15 protein-coding genes and 2 pseudogenes are annotated in these 20331 nt (G+C 70.5%); 8 read left to right on the forward strand and 9 right to left on the reverse strand.

The window, feature by feature from the left end:
* The first annotated feature begins 295 nt into the window (after positions 1-295).
* Positions 296-2065: a lysyl oxidase family protein gene (locus F3T56_RS42570; RefSeq protein WP_149830845.1), complete on the forward strand. Its 1770-nt coding sequence runs from the start codon at positions 296-298 to the stop codon at positions 2063-2065.
* A gap of 78 nt (positions 2066-2143) precedes the next feature.
* On the opposite strand, the gene argG is transcribed toward F3T56_RS42570, so the two are convergent.
* Positions 2144-3598 (reverse strand): argininosuccinate synthase, encoded by a 1455-nt coding sequence (gene argG, locus F3T56_RS42575; protein WP_149830846.1) that lies wholly within the window; start codon positions 3596-3598, stop codon positions 2144-2146.
* A gap of 194 nt (positions 3599-3792) precedes the next feature.
* Entirely contained in the window at positions 3793-4665 is an 873-nt protein-coding gene (locus F3T56_RS42580) for a PhzF family phenazine biosynthesis isomerase (RefSeq protein ID WP_149830847.1), read from the reverse strand.
* 119 nt (positions 4666-4784) lie between these two features.
* On the opposite strand from F3T56_RS42580, the gene F3T56_RS42585 reads away from it, so the two are divergent.
* Positions 4785-5702, forward strand: coding sequence for a LysR family transcriptional regulator (locus F3T56_RS42585; protein ID WP_149830848.1), 918 nt, complete (start codon positions 4785-4787; stop codon positions 5700-5702).
* Positions 5703-5785: 83 nt separating this feature from the next.
* A pseudogene (locus F3T56_RS46720) lies at positions 5786-5989 on the forward strand (DUF2071 domain-containing protein); the annotation flags it as partial.
* Positions 5990-6341: 352 nt separating this feature from the next.
* Here F3T56_RS46720 and F3T56_RS48950 read toward each other — a convergent pair.
* The 3 genes from F3T56_RS48950 to F3T56_RS42600 all read right to left on the reverse strand — a co-directional run bounded on the left by F3T56_RS48950 (position 6342) and on the right by F3T56_RS42600 (position 7808).
* Positions 6342-6563 carry a hypothetical protein gene (locus F3T56_RS48950; RefSeq protein WP_172639430.1) on the reverse strand — a complete coding sequence of 74 codons (222 nt, stop codon included), beginning with the start codon at positions 6561-6563 and terminating at the stop codon, positions 6342-6344.
* A 109-nt stretch (positions 6564-6672) separates the two neighbouring features.
* A complete protein-coding gene (locus F3T56_RS42595) occupies positions 6673-7227 on the reverse strand; it encodes a hypothetical protein (protein ID WP_246204558.1) in 555 nt (184 codons plus the stop codon).
* A complete protein-coding gene (locus tag F3T56_RS42600; RefSeq protein ID WP_149830849.1) occupies positions 7224-7808 on the reverse strand; it encodes an AMIN-like domain-containing (lipo)protein in 585 nt (194 codons plus the stop codon). Before F3T56_RS42600 ends, F3T56_RS42595 begins: the two co-directional genes overlap by 4 nt.
* 430 nt (positions 7809-8238) lie before the next feature.
* On the opposite strand from F3T56_RS42600, the gene F3T56_RS46730 reads away from it, so the two are divergent.
* Positions 8239-9123, forward strand: a complete 885-nt coding sequence (locus F3T56_RS46730) for a hypothetical protein (RefSeq protein WP_172639431.1) — start codon at positions 8239-8241, stop codon at positions 9121-9123.
* 467 nt (positions 9124-9590) lie between these two features.
* Positions 9591-10430, forward strand: coding sequence for an SAM-dependent methyltransferase (locus F3T56_RS42610; protein WP_172639432.1), 840 nt, complete (start codon positions 9591-9593; stop codon positions 10428-10430).
* Here the strand turns inward: F3T56_RS42610 and F3T56_RS42615 are convergent.
* A complete protein-coding gene (locus F3T56_RS42615) occupies positions 10411-11148 on the reverse strand; it encodes a hypothetical protein (protein ID WP_149830851.1) in 738 nt (245 codons plus the stop codon). The two genes, F3T56_RS42610 and F3T56_RS42615, sit on opposite strands and share 20 nt — an antisense overlap.
* 181 nt (positions 11149-11329) lie before the next feature.
* Positions 11330-12412 (reverse strand): pyrimidine utilization protein A, encoded by a 1083-nt coding sequence (rutA, locus tag F3T56_RS42620; RefSeq protein WP_149830852.1) that lies wholly within the window; start codon positions 12410-12412, stop codon positions 11330-11332.
* Between the two features lie 177 nt (positions 12413-12589).
* Here rutA and F3T56_RS42625 point away from each other — a divergent pair.
* Positions 12590-15584 (forward strand): annotated as a pseudogene (locus F3T56_RS42625) (SpoIIE family protein phosphatase).
* Positions 15585-15597: 13 nt separating this feature from the next.
* Here the strand turns inward: F3T56_RS42625 and F3T56_RS42630 are convergent.
* The gene (locus tag F3T56_RS42630) at positions 15598-17229 is read right to left on the reverse strand and encodes an alpha/beta hydrolase (protein WP_149830853.1); all 1632 of its coding nucleotides are present in this window, start codon (positions 17227-17229) and stop codon (positions 15598-15600) included.
* 186 nt (positions 17230-17415) lie between these two features.
* Here F3T56_RS42630 and F3T56_RS42635 point away from each other — a divergent pair, with 186 nt between their 5' ends.
* On the forward strand, positions 17416-17919 hold the full coding sequence (locus F3T56_RS42635; protein ID WP_149830854.1) for a hypothetical protein: 504 nt from the start codon (positions 17416-17418) through the stop codon (positions 17917-17919).
* Positions 17920-17983: 64 nt separating this feature from the next.
* Here F3T56_RS42635 and F3T56_RS42640 read toward each other — a convergent pair whose 3' ends face one another.
* Positions 17984-19405 carry an ATP-binding protein gene (locus F3T56_RS42640; protein WP_149830855.1) on the reverse strand — a complete coding sequence of 474 codons (1422 nt, stop codon included), beginning with the start codon at positions 19403-19405 and terminating at the stop codon, positions 17984-17986.
* A gap of 270 nt (positions 19406-19675) precedes the next feature.
* On the opposite strand from F3T56_RS42640, the gene F3T56_RS42645 reads away from it, so the two are divergent.
* Positions 19676-20203 carry a DUF4232 domain-containing protein gene (locus tag F3T56_RS42645; protein ID WP_172639433.1) on the forward strand — a complete coding sequence of 176 codons (528 nt, stop codon included), beginning with the start codon at positions 19676-19678 and terminating at the stop codon, positions 20201-20203.
* Positions 20204-20331: the final 128 nt, after the last annotated feature.

A 20331-nucleotide genomic window follows, 5' to 3' on the forward strand; every position in this document is an offset into this window, starting at 1 on the left:
GATCAGCAACGCTAACGAGCCATTCTCAGGGCTGTGTGCAGTCTGTGTGATGCTCCTGCGTGGATTCTCCGGGAACTTCGGGCGGTTCGGCGGGCCTGTGTTTGAGCCGTGCGGGCGGCGCTTTTCGTCGATTTCCGCCTCAACAGGCAACCCAGGCAACCCGAACACCCTTTTCGCCGCTCTCACAGGTTGCTCACAGACCGGTCCGGCTCCGGGGCGTGGGGAGGGATGCGGGGGCGCGTCCGTACCGTCGCCCGGTCGTTTCCGTGGGTTGTCCAGTCCGATGCCACTGACCATGGCACTCGCAGACGAGGAACCGATGACCAGCCAGTTGACCAGCACGTCAACCAGTCAGTTCACCAGCCGGTCCGCCGACCCGGCGGACAGCCGCCGTACGCGCCTGAAGCGCCCGGGGCTCGTCGCCCTGGCCTCGCTCACCGTCGTCGCCGCCGTGGCCGGGGCCGCTCCCGGCGCGGGGGCCGCCCCGGCGGCGACGCCCGGCAAGCCGCAGCTCAAGCTGATAGCCGCGTCGAACTCCGTGACGCTCGACCGCTGGGAGGAGAGCGGCGGCGTCTACCTGCAACTGGGTACGTACCTCTCCGTCGACAACGCCCCCCTGGAGTTCCAGGCGAAGCGCAAGTCGTACAACGACCCGATCGTCGTCAGGCAGATCCTCCGCGACGGCAAGAAGACGAAGACGAAGACGAAGACCCTGCCCGCGGGGCTGGTGAACGACTTCTCCGGGCTGTCCGGATTCCTGGAGATCTCCATCAAGAACGGGGCCGGTGAGGAGGTCCTGAAGCACGAGGGGACTTTCTGCCCGAACAACGCCTCCGGACGGATCCGCCCGGACGCCCCGGCGACCTCGCACTACCCGCAGAGCTGCTCCACCAACCCGTGGACGCTGGGCTCGGTGTGGGGCGTGGAGAAGGGCTGGGCGTCCAACACCAGCCAGTTCGACTACGAGGAGGGGGTGGACCTGCCGGCCGGCGAGTACACGGCCCAGGTCGGGGTCGCGAAGAAGTACCGCGACCTGTTCGGCATGCCCGACGACCGGCCGACGATCAAGGTGACGGTACGGCAGCGGACGGAGGAGGGAGGGGGCGCCGAGGGCCTGTCCGCCGCCAAGTCCTCCGCCCACCACGGCGGCCACGCCGCGCACTCCGGGCACTCCGGGCAGGGCGATCACCACTACGGCCCGCGCGGCGCCGACGCTCCTGTCCCGCCCGCCCTGCCCCAGGCCCTCGTGGACCGCGGCACGGCGAACCACCTCGGCGACGGCCCCGGCCACACCGACGGCTCGCGCATCGCGCCCGCGCTGAAGCCGGCCGCCAAGCGGCCCAGCGGCAAGGCGGGCGCCCCGGCGAACGTGCCCAAGCCGGACCTGCGGTCGCTGCCCGCCTGGGGCATCGCCATCACCGACGGCGAGGACGGCGACGTACCGGGCAAGGACTACCTCGCCTTCAGCGCGAACGTCTGGAACGCGGGCCCCGCGCCCCTCGTCGTGGACGGCTTCCGCAAGCCCGGCGCCGACCTGATGGACGCGTACCAGTACTTCTACGACGCCGACGGCAAGCAGGTCGGCTACGCCCCCACCGGCACCATGGAGTGGGACCCGCGGATCGGCCACGAGCACTGGCACTTCACGGACTTCGCCAGCTACCGCCTGCTGAGCGAGGACCAGACGAAGGAGGTGCGCTCCGGCAAGGAGGCGTTCTGCCTGGCCAACACCGACGCCATCGACTACACGGTGAAGAACGCCAACTGGCACCCGGAGAACACCGACCTGTCCACCGCCTGCGGTTCGCAGGACGCCATCTCCGTACGTGAGGTCCTCGACGTCGGCTCCGGCGACACGTACACCCAGTACCGTCCCGGCCAGTCCTTCGACATCACCGACCTGCCGAACGGCACGTACTACATCCAGGTCATCGCCAACCCCGAGAACCGTCTCCAGGAGACCGACCACAAGAACAACATCGCCCTCCGCAAGGTCGTCCTCGGCGGCGCGCCGGGCGCCCGCACGGTCCAGGTCCCGCCGCACGGCCTGATCGACGCGCCGTAACCCGGCCCCAGTAAGCGGAAAGCGGTCGCCGCCCCCTGCGACGGGGGCGGCGACCGCCTGGGTTACCCGGCGTGGTGCTCAGTCCGTGCCGAACTCCATCGCGGCGCGGTCCAGCAGCTCGTCGGCGTCGGAGCCGGTGACCTCGCCGCGGGAGGCGATGGCCTCGGCGCCGCCCTCCGGCATGGTGCCGATGAGCCCGGTCGCGGCGGCCTGGGCGGCGCCGATCGCGGCGCTGCCCCCGGTGCCGATGAGGCCCATCGCGGCGTACTGCTCCAGCTTGGCGCGCGAGTCGGCGATGTCGAGGTTGCGCATGGTGAGCTGGCCGATCCGGTCCACCGGGCCGAACGCCGCGTCCTCGGTGCGCTCCATGGAGAGCTTGTCCGGGTGGTAGCTGAACGCCGGGCCGGTGGTGTCGAGGATCGAGTAGTCCTCGCCGCGCCGCAGCCGCAGGGTGACCTCGCCGGTGACGGCGGCGCCGACCCAGCGCTGGAGCGACTCCCGGATCATCAGGGCCTGCGGGTCCAGCCAGCGGCCCTCGTACATGAGCCGGCCGAGGCGACGGCCCTCGTTGTGGTACTGGGCGAGGGTGTCCTCGTTGTGGATGGCGTTGACGAGACGCTCGTACGCGGCGTGCAGCAGGGCCATGCCGGGGGCCTCGTAGATGCCGCGGCTCTTGGCCTCGATGATGCGGTTCTCGATCTGGTCGGACATGCCGAGGCCGTGGCGGCCGCCGATGGCGTTGGCCTCCATGACCAGGTCGACGGCGGAGTCGAACTCCTTGCCGTTGATGGTGACCGGGCGGCCCTGGTCGAAGCCGATCGTCACGTCCTCGGTGAGGATCTCGACCTCGGGGTCCCAGAACCGGACGCCCATGATCGGCTCGACGGTCTCCAGGCCGGTGTCCAGGTGCTCCAGGGTCTTGGCCTCGTGGGTGGCGCCCCAGATGTTGGCGTCGGTGGAGTACGCCTTCTCCGTCGAGTCCCGGTAGGGGAGGTTGTGCGCGACCAGCCACTCGGACATCTCCTTGCGGCCGCCGAGCTCGGTGACGAAGTCCGCGTCCAGCCAGGGCTTGTAGATGCGCAGGTGGGGGTTGGCGAGCAGGCCGTAGCGGTAGAACCGCTCGATGTCGTTGCCCTTGAAGGTGGAGCCGTCGCCCCAGATCTGGACGTCGTCCTCCAGCATCGCCCGCACGAGCAGCGTGCCGGTGACGGCACGGCCGAGGGGGGTCGTGTTGAAGTACGCCCGCCCGCCGGAGCGGATGTGGAACGCGCCGCAGGTCAGCGCGGCGAGGCCCTCCTCGACCAGCGCGGCCCGGCAGTCGACCAGGCGCGCGATCTCCGCACCGTAGGTCTTCGCGCGGCCGGGCACCGAGGCGATGTCGGGCTCGTCGTACTGGCCGATGTCGGCGGTGTAGGTGCACGGGACGGCACCCTTGTCGCGCATCCACGCGACCGCGACCGAGGTGTCGAGCCCGCCCGAGAAGGCGATGCCGACGCGCTCGCCGGCCGGAAGAGAGGTGAGGACCTTGGACATAGGAAGATTATGCATAAGGATGCATGATCATGCAAAGGGGTGGGGGGAGGTGATACGCGTCCCATCTCACGAAGGGGTCCAGGACGACGAGAGGGCGAGGCGATTGGCAGTTCCGTTCCACCGGTACGGGGCTTTCCTGGCGTATCGCCGAGACGGATCTGCCAATCGCCGAGGGCCTCGGCCCCCCAGCCCACCTAAGCGATCGGGACCGCCTGGCCCGTCACCCGGGTGTGGGGGTCCTCCGGGGATACGTCGATCCGTAGGACGCTCGGGCGCCCCATGTCCTCGCCCTGGCGGATGGTGATGCTGGTCGGGGCGGTCACCAGGCCCAGGGCGCGGAGGTAGCCGCCGAAGGCGGCGGCCGCGGCGCCGGTTGCCGGGTCCTCTACGACGCCGCCCACGGGGAAGGGGTCCCGGGCGTGGAAGAGGGTGGGGGACTCGCGCCGGACCAGGTGGACGGTGGTCCAGCCGTGGCGGTGCATCACCTCCGTGAGGGCGTCGAAGTCGTAGTCCAGGTCGGCCAGGCGGGCGCGGGAGACGGCAGGGAGGACCAGGTGGTGGACGCCGCCGAACGCCACGTGGGGCGGGAGCGCCGGGTCGAGGTCGTCGGGGGACCAGCGCAGGGCCTTCAGCGCCGAGTCGAGTTCCTCGGCCGTGGCGGGGCGGGAGTGGGTCGGGACGCTGATCAGGGTCGCGTGGGCCGTGCCGTCGGTCGCGTCGACCGTCGTGGCCACCGGGATCTCGCCCACCGGGGTGTCGAGGAGGAGGTCGCCGGGGCCGAGGCGTTCGGCGAGGGCGACGGCCAGGGCCACCGTCGCGTGGCCGCAGAACGCCACCTCCGCGAGCGGGCTGAAGTAACGCACCCGGAACCGCCGCGCGCCCTCGTCGGCGGCCGTCACGAACGCCGTCTCCGAGTAGCCCACCTCCGCCGCGATCGCCAGCATCGCCGCGTCGTCCAGCGCGGCGGCGTCGAGCACCACCCCGGCCGGATTGCCGCCTGCCGGGTCGTGCGTGAAGGACGAGTAGCGGAGGGTGGCGCTCGCGTGGTTGTTGTCGGTCGTCGTCATGGCTTTACGGTGTCACCGGCGGGTCGATCGCGTCCAACGATTGGTTTCGATCAAGTCCATCGACTTACGGCATACGGCCACGGTGTACGGCCACGGCATACGGCCGTAGCCTGCCCGGCGTGGATACGCGACTGCTGCACACCTTCACCACCCTCGCCCGCACCGGCAGCTTCACCGCCGCCGCTGTCGAGCTGCACCTCGCGCAGTCCACGGTCACCGTTCATATCCGCACGCTGGAACGGGAGTTGGGCACCCGGCTCTTCGACCGGCTGCCCACGGGCACGCTGCTCACCGAGTCCGGGCGGCGGGCGCTGGAGGGGGCGGAGGAGGTGCTCGACGCCGTGGCGCGGCTGAGGGCCGGTGACAGCCGCGAGGGCGACGGTGACGGTGCCGGTGTTGTACGGGGGCGGGTGCGGGTCGGTACGCCCGAGTCACTGTGCGCCACCCGGCTGCCGGGGGTCATCGCGGTGCTGCGTGCCGAGCACCCCGAGGTGGACGTAGAACTGCACGCGGCCGGTACGGCGGAGTGTGTCGAGGGGCTGCGGTCCGGGCGGCTGGATCTGGCGCTGGTGCTGGAGGACGAGAAGGGCCTGTCCTTCCCCGACGTGGTGGCCGAGCCGGTCGCGGGCGAGGCCCTCGTCCTCGTCTGCGCCCCCGGCCATCCGCTCGCGACGCGCAAGCGGGCGGTGACCTGGGCGGAGCTGGCCGCCGAGAGTTTCTTCCTGCTGGAGGAGGGCTGCTCCTACAGCGACGCGCTGGAACGCAGGCTGCTCGCCGTGCCCGACGCCCGGCCCCGGTTGACCCGGTTCGGCAGTGTGGACGCGGCGCGCTCCTGCGTCGCCGCCGGGCTGGGGCTGACGTTGCTGCCGCTGACGACCGTGGCCGAGCAGCTGAGGGAGGGGCGGCTGGCGCGGGTGCGGGGGCCGCGCTTCGGCGACGTACCCGTACGGCTGGCCCGGCACGGGAGGCGATGGACGGGGCCGGCGACGGAGGCCTTCGCGCGGGAGCTGGTGCGGCAGTCGGCGTCGGCGCAGTGAGAGGGCCCCGTCCTGCTGGCCGGTTGGCCGGTCGGCCGACCTGTGGCTGACGGAGCGGGGTGCTCTTGCTCGATACCGGCGCGATGCCGCTGCCTGAAGAGTCCCGGACCTCCGTGGCCCCCGTGCCTCCGGCCCCCATAACCGTCGACGCGCCGGAGGCGATAGCGCGTCCGCTGCTCACCCAGTCCTGGCTCGACCTGACGTTTCTTCACTGGGCCGTGGATCCAGTCGACGTGGCCGGGCTGCTGCCGGCGGGGACCGTTCCCGACACGCTGGGCGGGGTCACGGCCGGCGACCGCTGTCTGGTCGTCGGGGCCGGGGCGCAGGGGCTGTTGGTGTGCCGCATCCTGGCCCGCCTCGGCATCCGGCCGGTCGTCACCGAGCCGCATCCGCTGCGGCTGGCCCGCGCCGAACGGCTGGGTGCGGTGCGCGACGACGGCCGCACCGGGTTCACATACGTCTTCGAGACGTCCGGCCACGCGTCCGCGCTGCGTCCGGCCACGCGTCCGCGCTGCGTCCGGCCGTGGACCGGGCCGCGCCGGGCGCCACTGTCGTCATGATCGGCCTCAACGCCGACCGACTCCCCCTCACCACCCACGACGTGGTCCGCCGTCAGCTGGTCCTGCGCGGCTCGATGATCTACGACCACCCCGGCGACTTCACCACCGCGATCGCCGAACTCCCCGAGGTACGCCCCGGAGTCGTCGTCGAGGACCGCTTCCCGCTGGAACGGGCCAGGAGGCGTTCGCCGGGGTCGACGAGCGGGCGGGCAAGACGTGGATCAGGGTGGGGGAGGCGGCGCCTGCCTGACCGGATCCTGGCGAACTCGGCCGCGTCCCAGTGGTCCAGGGCACGAGGCACGAGGCACGAGGCGAGGGTGCCGGGGCGGTCACAAGGCGTCCCGTACGCCACACCGCCGCCGCCCGCCACCCCCGTGCCCCATCACGGCCAACCGGAGTCGGCGAGCCGCTCAGGCCAGTTCGGGTGCGCTACCGGAGGGCGGAGAGGACGGCGAGGGCGTGGAGGACGGTGACGCGGGAGGACCCTCCAAGCCCGCCAGCCACGCCTCCAGCACCCACTCCGGCACCTTCGTCAGCAGCCCGTCCTCCTTGGTGAAGGCGAGCCCTCGGTTGTACGCGCCCCCGCCGCAACCGTCGGACTGGTACGTGAGCCCGACCTCGGTGGACGCGTCGATCACCGGGTCGTCGCTCTGCCACGGCGTGACCCGGAGCCGCACAGGACCACGGGCCGGGTCCACATCCCGAGGGAGTGCGAGCCGCAGCCGCGTGACCCTCTCCGGCGGCAGCGTCCCCTCCACACACTCGCCCCGCGCGCACAACTCGTACGAGGCGCCGGTGAGATCGCCGTACCCGTCCCGCAGGAACAGCAGGCTCACGCCGGAGTCGACACCGACTCCGGCGCACGGCACGGCCGACGCGGTGCAGGCGGACACCGCGAGGAGCAGCGCGGGCACGCCGAGGAGCCGCGCGGGTACGCCGAGGAGCAGAGAGGACGCAGGTCTCAACGGCTGGTCGTCCAGCTGTGGGCCACGTCGACCACCAGGCGGTCGGAGAGTTGGATGACGCGGAACGGCAGCCGGGCGCGGACGCCGAGGCCGATCTGGGTCTCGCCCTCGAAGCTGCCGGCGAAACGGGTGTCCCGGAAGGTGCGGTACCCGGTGATGTCGACACCGGGCAGGGGCTTGGCCACATCCGCGTCGTAGACCGGCTCACCGGTCTCCGGGTCGTAACTCGGCGCGGCGATGCGGACTTCGAGGATGGCGCCGCCGCCGACCGGGATGTGGTCGCCGGAGCCGGCCTGGTGCAGCCGGTCGACGTACTGGATGTAGTAGCCGATGTCGTCGCCACCGCCGGGCACGTCGAACACCATGCGGTCGAAGCAGTCGTGACGGCCGGTCCTGACGTCGGTCAACGGCGCGGCCCCACTGCTGGGCACGCCCTTGAGGCCACTGCCCCACCCGGTCGGGCAGGCCGCGGCGGCGGTACGGGCGTCCGCCACCGGTGCGGCACCCGCGCTGCCGGCCGCCGCGCCCATCGCGGTGCCCGTGAGCACGAGTACGGCTATCGCGGATCCGATTCGTCGCATGTTGTCCCCCTTGATCGACGTTGATCTGCGTTTATCTGCACAGATCACTGATCGCGTCACTGGTTCTCGTAACGCTGATATCGGGTGAGACGACGGGGTCCGGCGGAAGGTTGTATGCCGGTTTCGGTGGGCCGTGGGTTGCGACAAAGTCCGGGAACTGTCCCGGGAACGTAACAAGGGGTCGGAGGTCGGGTGGGAATCCTGGGCCCGTGCCACCGCATATCTCCAGTTCGGCTGTCCAGTTCCACCCGCTTACTCATGTTCATCCTCGGAGTTTGACGGCGGCCCTCAGGAAACCGATAGTGATTACCACCGGTAAGGCGCGCGTTCCGGATCCGGTTCCGGGTGTATTTCGGATGTATTCCGGCGCCGTCCTGCCGGAATGTGCCGTGGCCGAAACTCGAGGCCGCGGAGAAAGGTGAAATTTCGAGTGACGCACAACACAATACGCCGGTCGCGCCTTGCTGTCCGGCGGGCGGCGGCCGCGGGGGCGGCCCTCCTCGGTGCGGTGGCGGGTGTCCTGGCGGCGGCGCCCGCCCAGGCCGCCGCCGGCCCGAACGGCGCCGTCAACATCCGCGGCCAGGAGCCCTGGAACACCGACGCGATGATGGCGCGGGTCTGCGGCACGGACGGCCACACCGGCTACGAGGACTGGTACGTCAACGTCACGACCGGCGAGCTCCGCGACCACTCCGCGTGGCGCAAGGGCCCGGTGTGGCACAAGGACGACGGCAAGTGGACCCTCCAGCCCGGCTGGGAGCGGTTCGAGGGCCGGTGCGAGTACCCCGTCGCGTCCAGCTGGACGTACCGCGCCGCATGGCGCCCCATCAGTGAGACCCGCACCAACTGCACCGACAGCGGCTACAGCCTGGAGCTGGCCCGCGAGTACGCGACCTCGAAGTCGTACTCCCACACCGTCGGCGGCTCCACCAGCGCCGAAGCCTCCATCGGCGACTGGTTCGGTACCTCCGTCGAGGCGTCCTACAGCTACTCCTGGGCCATCGAGGACTCGGTCGCCGTCACCAACAACGACGTGATCGAGATCGGCCCGAAGAAAACCGCCTGGATCGAGGCGAGCCCCACAAAGCGGGTCGTCCGCGTGAATCCGGTGTTCAAGGTGGATTCGTACACCTGGAATCCGACCGGAAAGCGCGAGGACGTGATCGACGTCACTTCCTGGCGCGACAGTGGATATGACCGGATCTATTCCTACGGCAATTACATCGACGGTGTCGCCGACGAACTCAAAAACGACGGAACGCCCCTGATGACGTTCCGCAAGAAGGATCGCCCGGCCGGAACGGAGTGCGACTGACCGGCACGTCTCACCATACCGATCACTCTGCCGACCCGCCCTTGAGGAAGACGACGACATCGGTCTCGTCGCCGGGTACAGGGGCGGGTTCCCGCCGGCCGAGGTGACGGTAGGACGCGAGCGTGTCGTGGGCCCGGTCCCAGGTCAGCAGCCAGGTGCGGTCGGCGGGGGCGATGGCTGCCGAGAGCAGTCGCCGCCCGAGGCTGGTGCCGCGGGCGGTCGGCGCCGAGGCGCCGGGTCACCTTGCCGTAGGCGCGGGCGGTGCAGAACGGGTCCTCGGTGGTCCAGCCCGAGACGAAGCCGTCCATCTCACCCCCGTCCGACAGCGCCACCACGGCCCGGAACCCCGCCCGGCCCGGGCGAGCGAACCTACCGCTTGGCGAGCGAACCCACCCCCGGATCCAGCCGTTCGGCGCGGGTATCCCGTCCTCCGCCCCCGGCACCCCTCATTTCGGAACAATGCCGGTGTGACGGAACAACGTGGCAGCCGCATCGACGACATGGCCCTGTACGACCTCCAGCACGTCCGCAACGCCCTGACCCCGCTGCTGAACCGCCCCGGCCGCCCCCTCACCCCGGGCGATCTCGAACCGTACGACCAGCTCCACTACCTCGGCCAGCGCGCCCTCGACCACGCCGTCGAGCGACTCTGTGTGAAACCCGGCGCGGAGGTCGTGGACATCGGTGCCGGACTCGGCGGCCCGGCGCGCTATCTCGCCGACCGGTACGGATGCCGTGTCACGGCGGTCGAACTGCAGCCGGAGCTGCACGAGTTGAGCGAGGAACTCACCGCGCTGTGCGGGCTCGACGACCGCGTCCGGGCCGTACGGGCGGACGCCCTGACGCTGGGCGGGGCGGAGTGGTCGCAGCGGTACGACCACCTGGTCTCGCTGCTGGCGATCCTGCACATCCCGCGCCGCGAGGCACTCTTCGGCGTCTGCCGGGACTTGCTCCGCCCCCAAGGCACCTTCTGCATCGAGGACTTCTACGCCCGCCGCCCCCTCACCGACGGCGAACGGTCCGACCTCGCCGGTCTCGTCGCCTGCCCCTACCTCCCGGAGGAGGCCCGCTACCGCGACGACCTGACCCGGGCGGGCTTCACGGACGTGGTGTGGACGGATGTCACCGACCTGTGGACGCCGTGGGTGCGCGACCGGGCCGAGGCCTTCCGCGGCGGCTACGAGGAGCGGGTACGGCTGCACGGTGAGCCGCTCGCCGGGCGGCTGCTGCGGTTCTACGGCGCGGTGAGCGCGCTGTTCGCGGGCGGCGGCGTCGGCGGGGTGCGGATCACCGGGCGTCGGGACTGAGCGCGGGGGACGGCACCTTCCGCAGCAGCGGGGCCGACTTGTTCCTGACGTTGTTCCTGGCGGTGCCCGGGCCGGAGCCGGGGCCGCCGGAGGGTCTGGTCACGTACTGGTGGTGCATGCTGTCGTCGATCCGGCAGAGCACACCCGTGGTCCGCCCCGGGGGAGCGCTCGGGTCGAGCTTCGCGGTGAGGGACGCCAGCTTGTCGTAGAGGGTTCTGCAGCGGGCCCCGTTGGCGGAGAGCTCGGAGGTCGTGGCCTCGTAGAGGGCGTCCAGGACGACGACCAGGTTGTGGCCGGAGAGCTGGACGTCCTGCATACCGCCGTCCGCCTTGGTGATGCGGCCGGCGGGCAGGTTCGGGTCCGCGGTGAAGTGGCCGGCCTTGGCGGGGCCGGGGCCGACGCGGTCGTACGGGTCCCGGGTGCTCTGGGTCCAGGACGGCTCCCAGACGCCGAAGGCCGTCCGCGCCATGAAGGTCCAGGTGTCCTCGTGGCAGCGCAGGGTGATGTACGAGACGCCGGCCGCCCGTCGGAGCGTGCCGTTGTGCGGCTCGCGGGCGGCTCGGTTGGCGGCCAGGGCGGCCTGAAGGACGGCGCGGTCCTCTTCACGCCACTGTCGCTCCTGCTCGCCGCGCTGGGCTTTGAGGTCTCGTTTGAGCTGCTGGTTCTTCACGTACTGCGCGAGGACCGTCTTGACCAACGTCTTGACCATGCTGAACATGTGGTGCCTGCTCGGGTCGGGCCGGACACCCTGGGGTTGCGACAGCCTGGAGTCGCAACAGCCCGGTGCCACAACAACCTGGTGTTGCAGCGGGCCAACGACGTTCCACAGACCTTGGTCACGCCATGGGCCCGCGGCGAACAGCCCGACCGAACGGCTCGCACCGGACCCTCGTTCGGCTTCAGGCGACGGCCACCCGCCCCGACCTCGACTTCATCAGCGGCTGGATGCGCGTACCGAAGTTCTCGATGCCCTCCAGGAAGTCGTCGAAGACCAGCATGATCCCCTTGGTGCCCGCCACCCCGGCGACCTCGTCGAGCATGCGAGCGATCGTCTCGTACGAGCCGACGAGCGTGCCCATGTTGAAGTTCACCGCGTCCTCGGGCAGCACGATCGTGCGGGCGGTGGAGGAGTCATCGGCGGTCGTGTCCGAGGCCGACTCGCCCGCCATGTACGCGAGCGCGGCGTGATCGGCGCCCGCGTGGTAGTCCCGCCACTTCGCCCGCGCGGCCTCGTCCGTCTCGTCCGCGATGACCATGAACAGCGACAGCGCCCCGACATCACGCCCCGTCCGCCCGGCCGCCTCGACGAGCGTGGCCGTGGAGTCGGAGAGTGCGAGCGGGGTGTTGACCCCGCTGGCCAGGATGAAGCTGTAGTCGGCGTGCTCGGCGGCGAACCTCATGCCCGTGCCGCTCTGCCCGGCGGCCACGATGTCGATGTGCCCGTTCACTGGGCGCGGCGACAGCACGCAGTCGTCCATCTCGTAGAACTCGCCCTTGAAGTTGCTCACCCCCTCCGACCACAACTCCCGCATCACGGTGACGTATTCGGCGGCCCGGGCGTACCGGTTGCCGAAGTGCTCGTCGCCGGGCCACAGGCCCATCTGGGAGTACTCGCCGGGTGCCCAGCCGGTGACGATGTTGACGCCGAACCGGCCCGGCGCGATCGAGTCGACGGTCACCGCCATGCGCGCGACGATGGCCGGCGGCAGGGCGAGGATCGGCGTCGAGGCGTACAGCCTGATCCGTTCCGTCACCGCGGCCAGGCCCGCCATCAGCGTGAACGACTCCAGGTTGTGGTCCCAGAACTCGGTCTCGCCGCCGAATCCCTTGAGCTTGATCATGGACAGCGCGAAGTCCAGCCCGTGCTCCTCGGCCTTGCGCACGATCGCCTTGTTCAGTTCGAAGCTGGGCAGGTACTGCGGCGAACTCTTCGATATGAGCCAGCCGTTGTTGCCGATGGGGATGAATACGCCGATGTCCATGCCGCTCCTCGGGGGTCCACGCGTGTCCTTGCCGATCTACGCGTGTCTATGCGCGCACAACTAACCAACTCTCCCTGAAAACAAGCTTGTTGGCGCCACCGACCCGCCGTGCGGGCGGACTGTGGGATTCCTGTGACGGCCTCCCTCGACAGCGAACGGAACGTTGAGGTCTGACCTATGAACGCACGGCTGGCCCTGCTCAGCACGGTGGATCCGGGTGTCGCGGAAAGCGAGGTCTTCCGGCTGGCGCTCCAGCACGTGGTCGGGGAGTTGGGCGCCCTCGGGGGAATGATTCATCTGCGCGGGCCCATGTCCGCGCTGCGGCTCGTATCGGTGACCGGCCTCCCGCCGGTCCTCACCCGCCCCTGGGAGATCATCGACCAGGAGGGCCCGCTGCCCCCGGCCCGCGCCCTGCACCAGGGCGGAGCCCATGTGGAGAACCGGGGCTCATGGACGCCGCTGCACGCCGTCGACATCACCTGGCCCGGCACCGGAGTCGCCGCCCTGCCGATGTCGAGCGGAGACCGGGTCATCGGCGCGCTCACCGTCCTGATGGGCGACCAGGGCGAACCCACCCGCGCACAGTGGGACTTCCTGCGGGCCGTCGTCGCCTGGACCGAGGAGCGGATGGCCCAGGCCCCGCCCCCGTCCGGCCCCGCGCAGACGGAACTGGCCGGCGAGCGGCTGCGGCAGGCGCTGAAGGAGGTCAGCGTCGGCTCCTGGGACTGGAACATCCGCACCGGCGACCTGATCTGGGACGAGGCCGCCCTGGAGCTCTACGGCACCAGGCCCGCCGACTTCACCGGGAAGATCGACAACTGGATGCGGATCGTCCACCCCGACGACCTCCCGCCGACGCTGGCGGCGGCGGAGCGGGCGATCCGCGACCACAGCGTGTACGAGGCGGAGTACCGGGTGCGGCGCCTGGACGGCACGTACGGCTGGACGCAGGCCCGCGGCCGGGCGACCTACGACGCGCACGGCGAACCCCTCCGGATGATCGGCGTGGGCTGGGAGAGCAACGAGTCCCGGACGGCCCGCGACGCGCTCAGCCGGGCCCTGCGCCACATGAGCGACGGCTTCCTCGCGGTGGACGGCGAATGGCGGATCACCTTTGCCAACCTGGAGGCGGAACGCTCGCTGGACATGACCGAGGAGGAACTCTTCGGACAGGTTCTGTTCGATCTCCCCGCCGCCCAGCGGATCCCCGGCCTGGAGCGCCTGTGCCGACAGGCCGCCGCCGAGGAGAGGCCCGCCGGTTTCGACGTCCACGCGGCGGACACGGGCCATGTCTGCCACCTACGACTGGTGCCGGGCCCGGACGGCCACACCATCTACTGCACCGACGTCACCGAGAAGCGGCGCCTGGACGACGAACGCCGGGCGGCCGAGCTCGCGGCGTCCGAACGGGCCGCCCGTATCGCGGAGTTGACCGCCGCGCTCGCCCAGGCGACGACCTCGCATGACGTGATCGAGGCGGTCGCCCGCCGGGTGCTGCCCCCGTTCGACGCCACCGGCCTCCTCGTCCAGGACTCCGAGGGCGACCGGCTCCGCAACGTCGGCGCCGTCGGCTACGGCGACGAGTTCCTCGCCCTCGTCGACGGCCGCCGCAGAAGGCCGTGCAGCCCGGCCTGGAACACGATCACCTCCGGCGACCCGGTGTTCTTCTCCACACCGCAGGAGCACCTCGAATACGCGCCCCACAACGCCGAACTGCTCGCCCCCTCCGGGAAGCAGTCCTGGGCGTTCCTGCCGCTGACGGCGTCCGGCTTCACCTTCGGGGTGTGCGTCGTGGCCTTCGACCAGCCGCGCCGGCTCACCGACGACGAACGCACCCTGCTCACCGCGATCAGCGCCCTCTCGCCCAGTCCCTGGAACGGGCCCGGCTCTACGACCTCGAACACACCCGGTCCCGCGAACTCCAGCGCAGCCTGCTCCCGCAGGACCTGCCCGCCCTGCCCGCCTGCGAGGCCGCCGCCCGCTACCTGCCGTCCGGCCAGGGCATGGACGTGGGCGGCGACTGGTACGACGTCATCCGCTCTCCAGCGGCCAGGTCGCCCTCGTCGTCGGCGACGTCATGGGCCACGGCCTGCCCGAGGCCGCCACCATGGGCCGGCTGCGCACGGCCGTCCACACCCTGGCCGACCTCGAACTCCCGCCCGACGAGATCATGACCCACCTCAACGACCTCGTCGTCGGCATGGCCGAGGAGTCGTACGTCACCTGCCTCTACGCCCTCTACGACTCCACCACCCGGACCTGCTCCATCGCCCGCGCCGGACACCCGCCACCGGCCCTCGTCCTGCCCGACGGCACCGTGCACTTCCCCGACCTGGCCGCCGATCCGCCGCTGGGCGCGGCAGAGCCGCCGTTCGAGACCGTCGAACTGCACCTGCCCGAGGGCAGCCTGCTCGTCTTCTACACCGACGGCCTGGTCGAGTCGTCGAAGCGGGAGATCGACCAGGGCATGGCCGACCTCGCCCACCTGCTGCGCACCGCCCACGAGGACGGCACCGCCGCCGACCTGGAACACCTCTGCGACACCCTGACGCAGGGCCTGCTCCCCGGCGACCACCCGGCCGCCGACGACGCCGCTCTCCTCGTCGCCCGCCTGCATGCCCTCACCGACGACCGGATGGCCTCCTGGCCCCTCCTCGACGACCCCAGAGCGGCGGGCCAGGCCCGCCGCCACGTCCGCGAACAGCTCTCCGCCTGGGGCCTGGACGACCTCGCCCCCACCACCGAACTCCTCGCCAGCGAACTCGTCGGCAACGTCGTACGCCACGCCAAGGGCCCCGTCCGCCTACGCCTCCTGCGCGGCTCCGAGCTCACCTGCGAGGTCTTCGACGGCAGCCTCACCATGCCCCGCATCCGCCGCGCCACCGACACCGACGAGGGCGGCCGCGGCCTCCAGCTCATCACGGCCCTCTCCCAACGCTGGGGCACGCGCTACACCACCACCGGCAAATGCATCTGGACCGAACAGCCCCTGACCTGCCCGTCCCTGTCGGTCAAGGACACCTCACCCGACACCGATGCCGACGCCTTGGGCCTGATGTTCCCGACTCCGGACGGCTTCGACTTCGACTACGACGGGGACCTGGACGCGCTGTCCTTCGTAGACCCGGACCCGGACCCCGATCCGGAGGGGGACGGGGGCCCGGGCAGGTAGCTGTAGCTGTAGCTCAGCCGATGTGCTCCACGCGCTCGTTGACGCCGTTGCGCAGCTCGCCGAGCGTCGTGCCGGGCGGGGCCACCGTGGGCGGGGAGGTGGGCGGTTGGGTCTCGTCCGCGCAGGTCGTGCCCTTGCCGGGAACCGTCAGATCCACCAGATAGCCGGTGACGGCGTCGGTGGCGCAGGCACTCCGCCCGAACGCCGTGTGCCCCTCGGCCTGGAAGGTGAGCAACCGCCCGTTGTCGAGCTTGCGGCTCAGGGCCACCGCGTCCTGGTACGGCGTGTCCGGGTCCCCGGTGGTGCCGATGACGAGGATCGGCGCCGACCCCTTGGCCCGGTAGGAGCCGTCGTACCGGCTGACCCGCTCACCGGGCCACTGCACACACGCGGTGGCGTGCTGGTGGTCGTACGTCGGCGGCCCGTACGCCATGGCGGGCCCCAGCAACGGCGCCGCCTCCGCGAATTCGGTGACCTTCCGCTTCAGCCGCCGCAGATCGCGCGGGTAGTCCCGGTCGACGCACTCCACGACGACGTTCGGCCCGAGGAAGTCGAAGCTCGCGGGCGACGGCGGTCGCAGCAGGAAGGAGGTGTTGTCCCGCAGCTGGGCCTTCCGCAGCGCGGCCCCGAGGGACGGCCAGATGACCTTGCCCTCGTTGATGTTGAACATCAGTCGGTAGACGAGGGTGTAGCCGCCCGCGAGGCCCCCGTTGGCGGTGGGCACGGGCTGGGCGTCCAGGTCGCTCTTCAGCTTCTCGAACGCCGCGCGCGGATCCCCGTCCCCGAAGCCGCAGGTGGCCTGGTCGGCCGCACACCAGTCGAGGAAACGGCTCATCGCGCCGTCGAGGGCCAGGTACTGGGGCCGGTCGTAGGCGTAGGGCCGGTCGGCGTAGTGGACGGGGTCGTAGGCGCCGTCGAGGGCGAGCGCGCGTACGTGCTCGGGGAACAGCGCGGCGTACACCGTCCCGATGTACGTCCCGAACGACCGCCCGTAGTAGGTGAGTTGCTCCTCGCCGAGCGCCTGGCGCAGGAGATCGATGTCGCGAGCGACGTACTCGGTACCGACGTACGGCAGCAACGCACCGGAGTTGTCGACGCAAGCCTGATCGAACTCGGCGGCCTCGCGCAGCGCCGGCCCGAACGCACCGGCCCTCGGCACCCCCTTGGCCTCGGTGACGGCACGGGTGTAGCGCGCGTCGTCGAAACACGTCAGCGCCGAACTCCGCCCGACCCCGCGTACGTCGTACCCGAACACGTCGAACGACTCACGAAGCGCGGCCGGCAGATCCGCGTAGTTGTTCCGGACGAAGTCCACCCCGGAGTTCCCGGGCCCGCCCGGCTGCATGAAGAGCGTGCCCTTGCGCTTCGCCGGGTCGGCGGCGGGCTTGCGCACGACGGCGAGGGTGAGGGTGCGGCCGTGGGGTTCGCGGTGGTCGAGCGGTACGTCGGCGGTGGCGCACTCGAAGCCGCCTTGGCAGTCGGACCAGTTGAGGATGGGTACGGGCGGCGTGGAGGTCTTCGGGGTGGTCGGGGTGGTGGCCGTGGCCGTCCCTGTTCCGGCTCCGGCGACGAGAAGGGCGGTGAGGGCGGCTCCGAGGACTCTGAGACGCGAGAGCCGACTTGGCGGGCGATGTGTGGATGTCACGGGTGTCTTCCCCCTGGGTTGAAGTGTCCCCAAATACCCATTGGTCAACGTGGGTTTGGAGAGTGTCTAGCTCAGCAGAGGGAGAAAAGGCGAGAACGGTGCCGCTGTAATCTTGGCAATGTCCCAGGCAGGTCCTGAGCGACGGAACGCCTGGCAGACCCCCACAACTGCGAAGGATCCGCGCAAGTGTCAGCGAAGAACAGCCGACTCCGGATTGCTCTCGTCTCTCTCACGGTAGCCGCGGCCGCCCTGACCATGGCAGGCCCCGCCGCGGCGGCCACATACCAGCCCACAACGGCCGTATCCACGGCGGACCAGACCCCCGCCGCCCCCACCGCCTTCGTGGACCTTCCCACGCCCCTCCCGGCCGACACCGAGAGCCACGAGGTCGAGGTCACCTACCACAACGACTCGACGACGACCCGCACGGTGGCCCCCCAACTCCTGGCGGAATCCCCGGACTCGGGCCCGTTCCTGACCCCGTCGGACCTCAAGATCGAGCACCGCACGGCAACCGGCTGCTGGGAACCCGTACCCCTCGGCACCCAGACAGGCACCCTCTTCACGGACCTGACGACAGTCCACCGCACCATCCCGGCAGGCGAGACCCTGACCGAGGTCTACCGAATCACCCTCACGAACCCGGACGCCAAGGGCACGCTGCACCCGAGGGTGGCCCTGTTCGACTGACCACTGACGGATTGGGGCGCCCTCCGACCGCGCGAGGGCGCCCCAGACCTGGCCTGGTCGTCGCTCATTCCATGCGCCAGGCACTGAGCAGTTCTTCAGGGCCGTACGCCGCATCGAGCCCGGAACAACTGATGCCGCTGCGTGAGACGGCCACGAGCGGTACGGGTTGGTCGGTGATCGCGGCCCGGTGTTTCTGCAACGCGACCATGTCGTGGCTGTCGAACGGAGAGTTCTCCAGCCACTTGACGGACCCGAGGAAGAGCAACTGCTTGGCCACGGGGTGCCGGTCGGCGCCCACCAGGTCGATCTCGACGTCGTTGCTGCGGGTCCAGTAACCCCCGACAGCCGGAGCGGCGGGCAGACCCTGATCCGGCAGCAGACGGGCGATGGATTCCCGTACCAGGGGTTCGATCGCGCGCCCCCGCCAGCTGGTCCACCGCTCCTTGATCCGGCCGAGTGTGAGGTCTCCCCGCATCCGCTCGATCTCCGCCATGTGCGGATCCAGGAACGTGAGCCAGAACCGCAGATAGGGGTCGGCCACCCGGTAGCGGCGTTCCTTCGACGGCCGCAGTGAGATCGGCAGCTCGGCCGCCACCACGCGCTTCTCTGTCAGAACCTCGGTGGCCCGGGTGAGAGTGGTGTGGGCGATGCCACCGGCGGCGCGCGCGATATTGGTGAACGTCCGCTCCCCGCTTCCGATGGCCCGCAGAACTTCCCGGCTCATCGCCTGCGGCGGAAACTCCGCGGCCAGCGAGCGCTCGGCGGAGACGAGCAGCGCCGAGATCGGATTGTCCAGCGAATCGCGGAGAAACTCCCAGAGATCCGCCCCGGCCCGCCACTCCGCACAGATCAGCGGAAGGCCGCCGGTGACCAGGGCGGCGTCGAAGGTCTCGGCCGGCGCCAGATCGAGCATGTCCCCGATGTCGGCCGGGTTGAGCGGCCCCACCACCATCTCCCGCCCCCGCTGATGAAAGGGCCGGTCGTAACTGTTCAACGCCTCCATCATCGACAGATCGGACCCGACCAGCAGCAGAAGCACCGGCTTGCGGCTGAGCAGCCGATCCCAGGCCCGCTGCAACATCCCCTCGAAGGCGTCGACGCGGTCCATGAGATACGGCACCTCATCGATGACGACCACGCTGGGCCTGTCGTCGGGCAGGACGTCCGCCAGCAGCCTGAACGCGGCATTCCACTGCCCCGGCGCCTCCTCCGCGAACAGCCCCCGCTCCGGCAACGTGGACCTGCCGACGGCGTCGACCAACTCCGCCAGCTCATCCTCGGCGGTGCCCCCCGCCGCGGTGAAGAAGAGAGCGGGCGTCTCGGTACGCCGAAGAAACTCCTCGACAAGGCTGGACTTCCCCACCCGCCGCCGCCCCCGCATGAGCACGCAATGCCCCGGTTGCCTGGCCCCGACGGCCTCCTGAACCCCCTCAAGGGCCCGGCGCAGCACCCCGAGCTCCCGCTCCCGCCCGATGAACCGCCGCATGACATACCTCCGCACCCAATAGTATCGCCAGAGATAGTATCTCTGGTGTTACTGAGCTCGGGCTGTTGTCGTGGCAAGGGATCAGTGGCTCCCCCCCCGTCCCGGCACCCCGTTCCAGGAGGTCCGAGTCTCTGCTGGTCAGCACCCGTTCCAGCGTTCCGGCGTCCCGTAGTGGCCGCCTTTTGTGGCGGGCGGGACGGATCACGGCACAAGCTGCGGTTGTCCGAGCAGCTCGCCGGACGACACCACTTCCGCACCATGGAGATCTCGATGCGTTCTCGCCTTGTCGCCCGTTCCGCCCGCCTCGCCCTTGCCGCGGTCGCGGCGGCGGTGCTCACTATCACTGCCACCTCCACCGCCGCGGCCGCCGCCGACAGCGGGAGCGACGTCGGGCAGGCCTGCGGGACCAACGACCTGACCTTCACCGTCAGCGAGGAGACGCAGGCGGGCGGGTACCTCCTCGTCTCCGCCAAGGCTCTGCCCGGCATCACCTGCTATCTGGAGGGCGTCTTCCCCTCCGCATCCTTCGGCTCCTCCGCCGACACCGAGGTGTCGCCCGCCGAGCACAGCGTCACCGAGACCCTCAAACTCTCCGGCAACACCGTCGCCTACGCCGGTATCAACCCCAAGACCACCGACAACGACAACGGCAGGCAGTTCGACAAGATCCACCTCTCCGTCGCGGGCGACGAGATCAACTCCGTCACCCTCGACCTCCCCGACACCGTCACGGTCGACCGCCCCATCGCCACCAACTGGCACGCCGACCCCGCCGACGCCGTCCCCTTCTCCGGCTGACGCCCGAACCCCCGGCCTTCGGCCGGGGGTTCGCAACTGTTCGCCGAGGAGTCCGCACATGGCCGCTTTAACTCGATCGTGTGATGGTCGGCTCGCGGGCTTGCGGTGCCCTGGGCCGATCGGGTTAG

The organism is Streptomyces tailanensis (genome assembly GCF_008386495.1).
GTDB classification, from domain to species: domain Bacteria; phylum Actinomycetota; class Actinomycetes; order Streptomycetales; family Streptomycetaceae; genus Streptomyces; species Streptomyces tailanensis.

Excerpts from the sequence above, each read along its gene's own strand:
- F3T56_RS42645 (WP_172639433.1), top strand. The coding sequence starts at position 19,676 with ATGCGTTCTCGCCTTGTCGCCCGTTCCGCCCGCCTCGCCCTTGCCGCG.
- F3T56_RS42570 (WP_149830845.1), top strand. The coding sequence starts at position 296 with ATGGCACTCGCAGACGAGGAACCGATGACCAGCCAGTTGACCAGCACG.
- F3T56_RS42640 (WP_149830855.1), bottom strand. The coding sequence starts at position 19,405 with ATGCGGCGGTTCATCGGGCGGGAGCGGGAGCTCGGGGTGCTGCGCCGG.
- F3T56_RS42600 (WP_149830849.1), bottom strand. The coding sequence starts at position 7,808 with ATGCGACGAATCGGATCCGCGATAGCCGTACTCGTGCTCACGGGCACC.
- F3T56_RS42615 (WP_149830851.1), bottom strand. The coding sequence starts at position 11,148 with ATGTTCAGCATGGTCAAGACGTTGGTCAAGACGGTCCTCGCGCAGTAC.
- rutA (WP_149830852.1), bottom strand. The coding sequence starts at position 12,412 with ATGGACATCGGCGTATTCATCCCCATCGGCAACAACGGCTGGCTCATA.
- argG (WP_149830846.1), bottom strand. The coding sequence starts at position 3,598 with ATGTCCAAGGTCCTCACCTCTCTTCCGGCCGGCGAGCGCGTCGGCATC.
- F3T56_RS42580 (WP_149830847.1), bottom strand. The coding sequence starts at position 4,665 with ATGACGACGACCGACAACAACCACGCGAGCGCCACCCTCCGCTACTCG.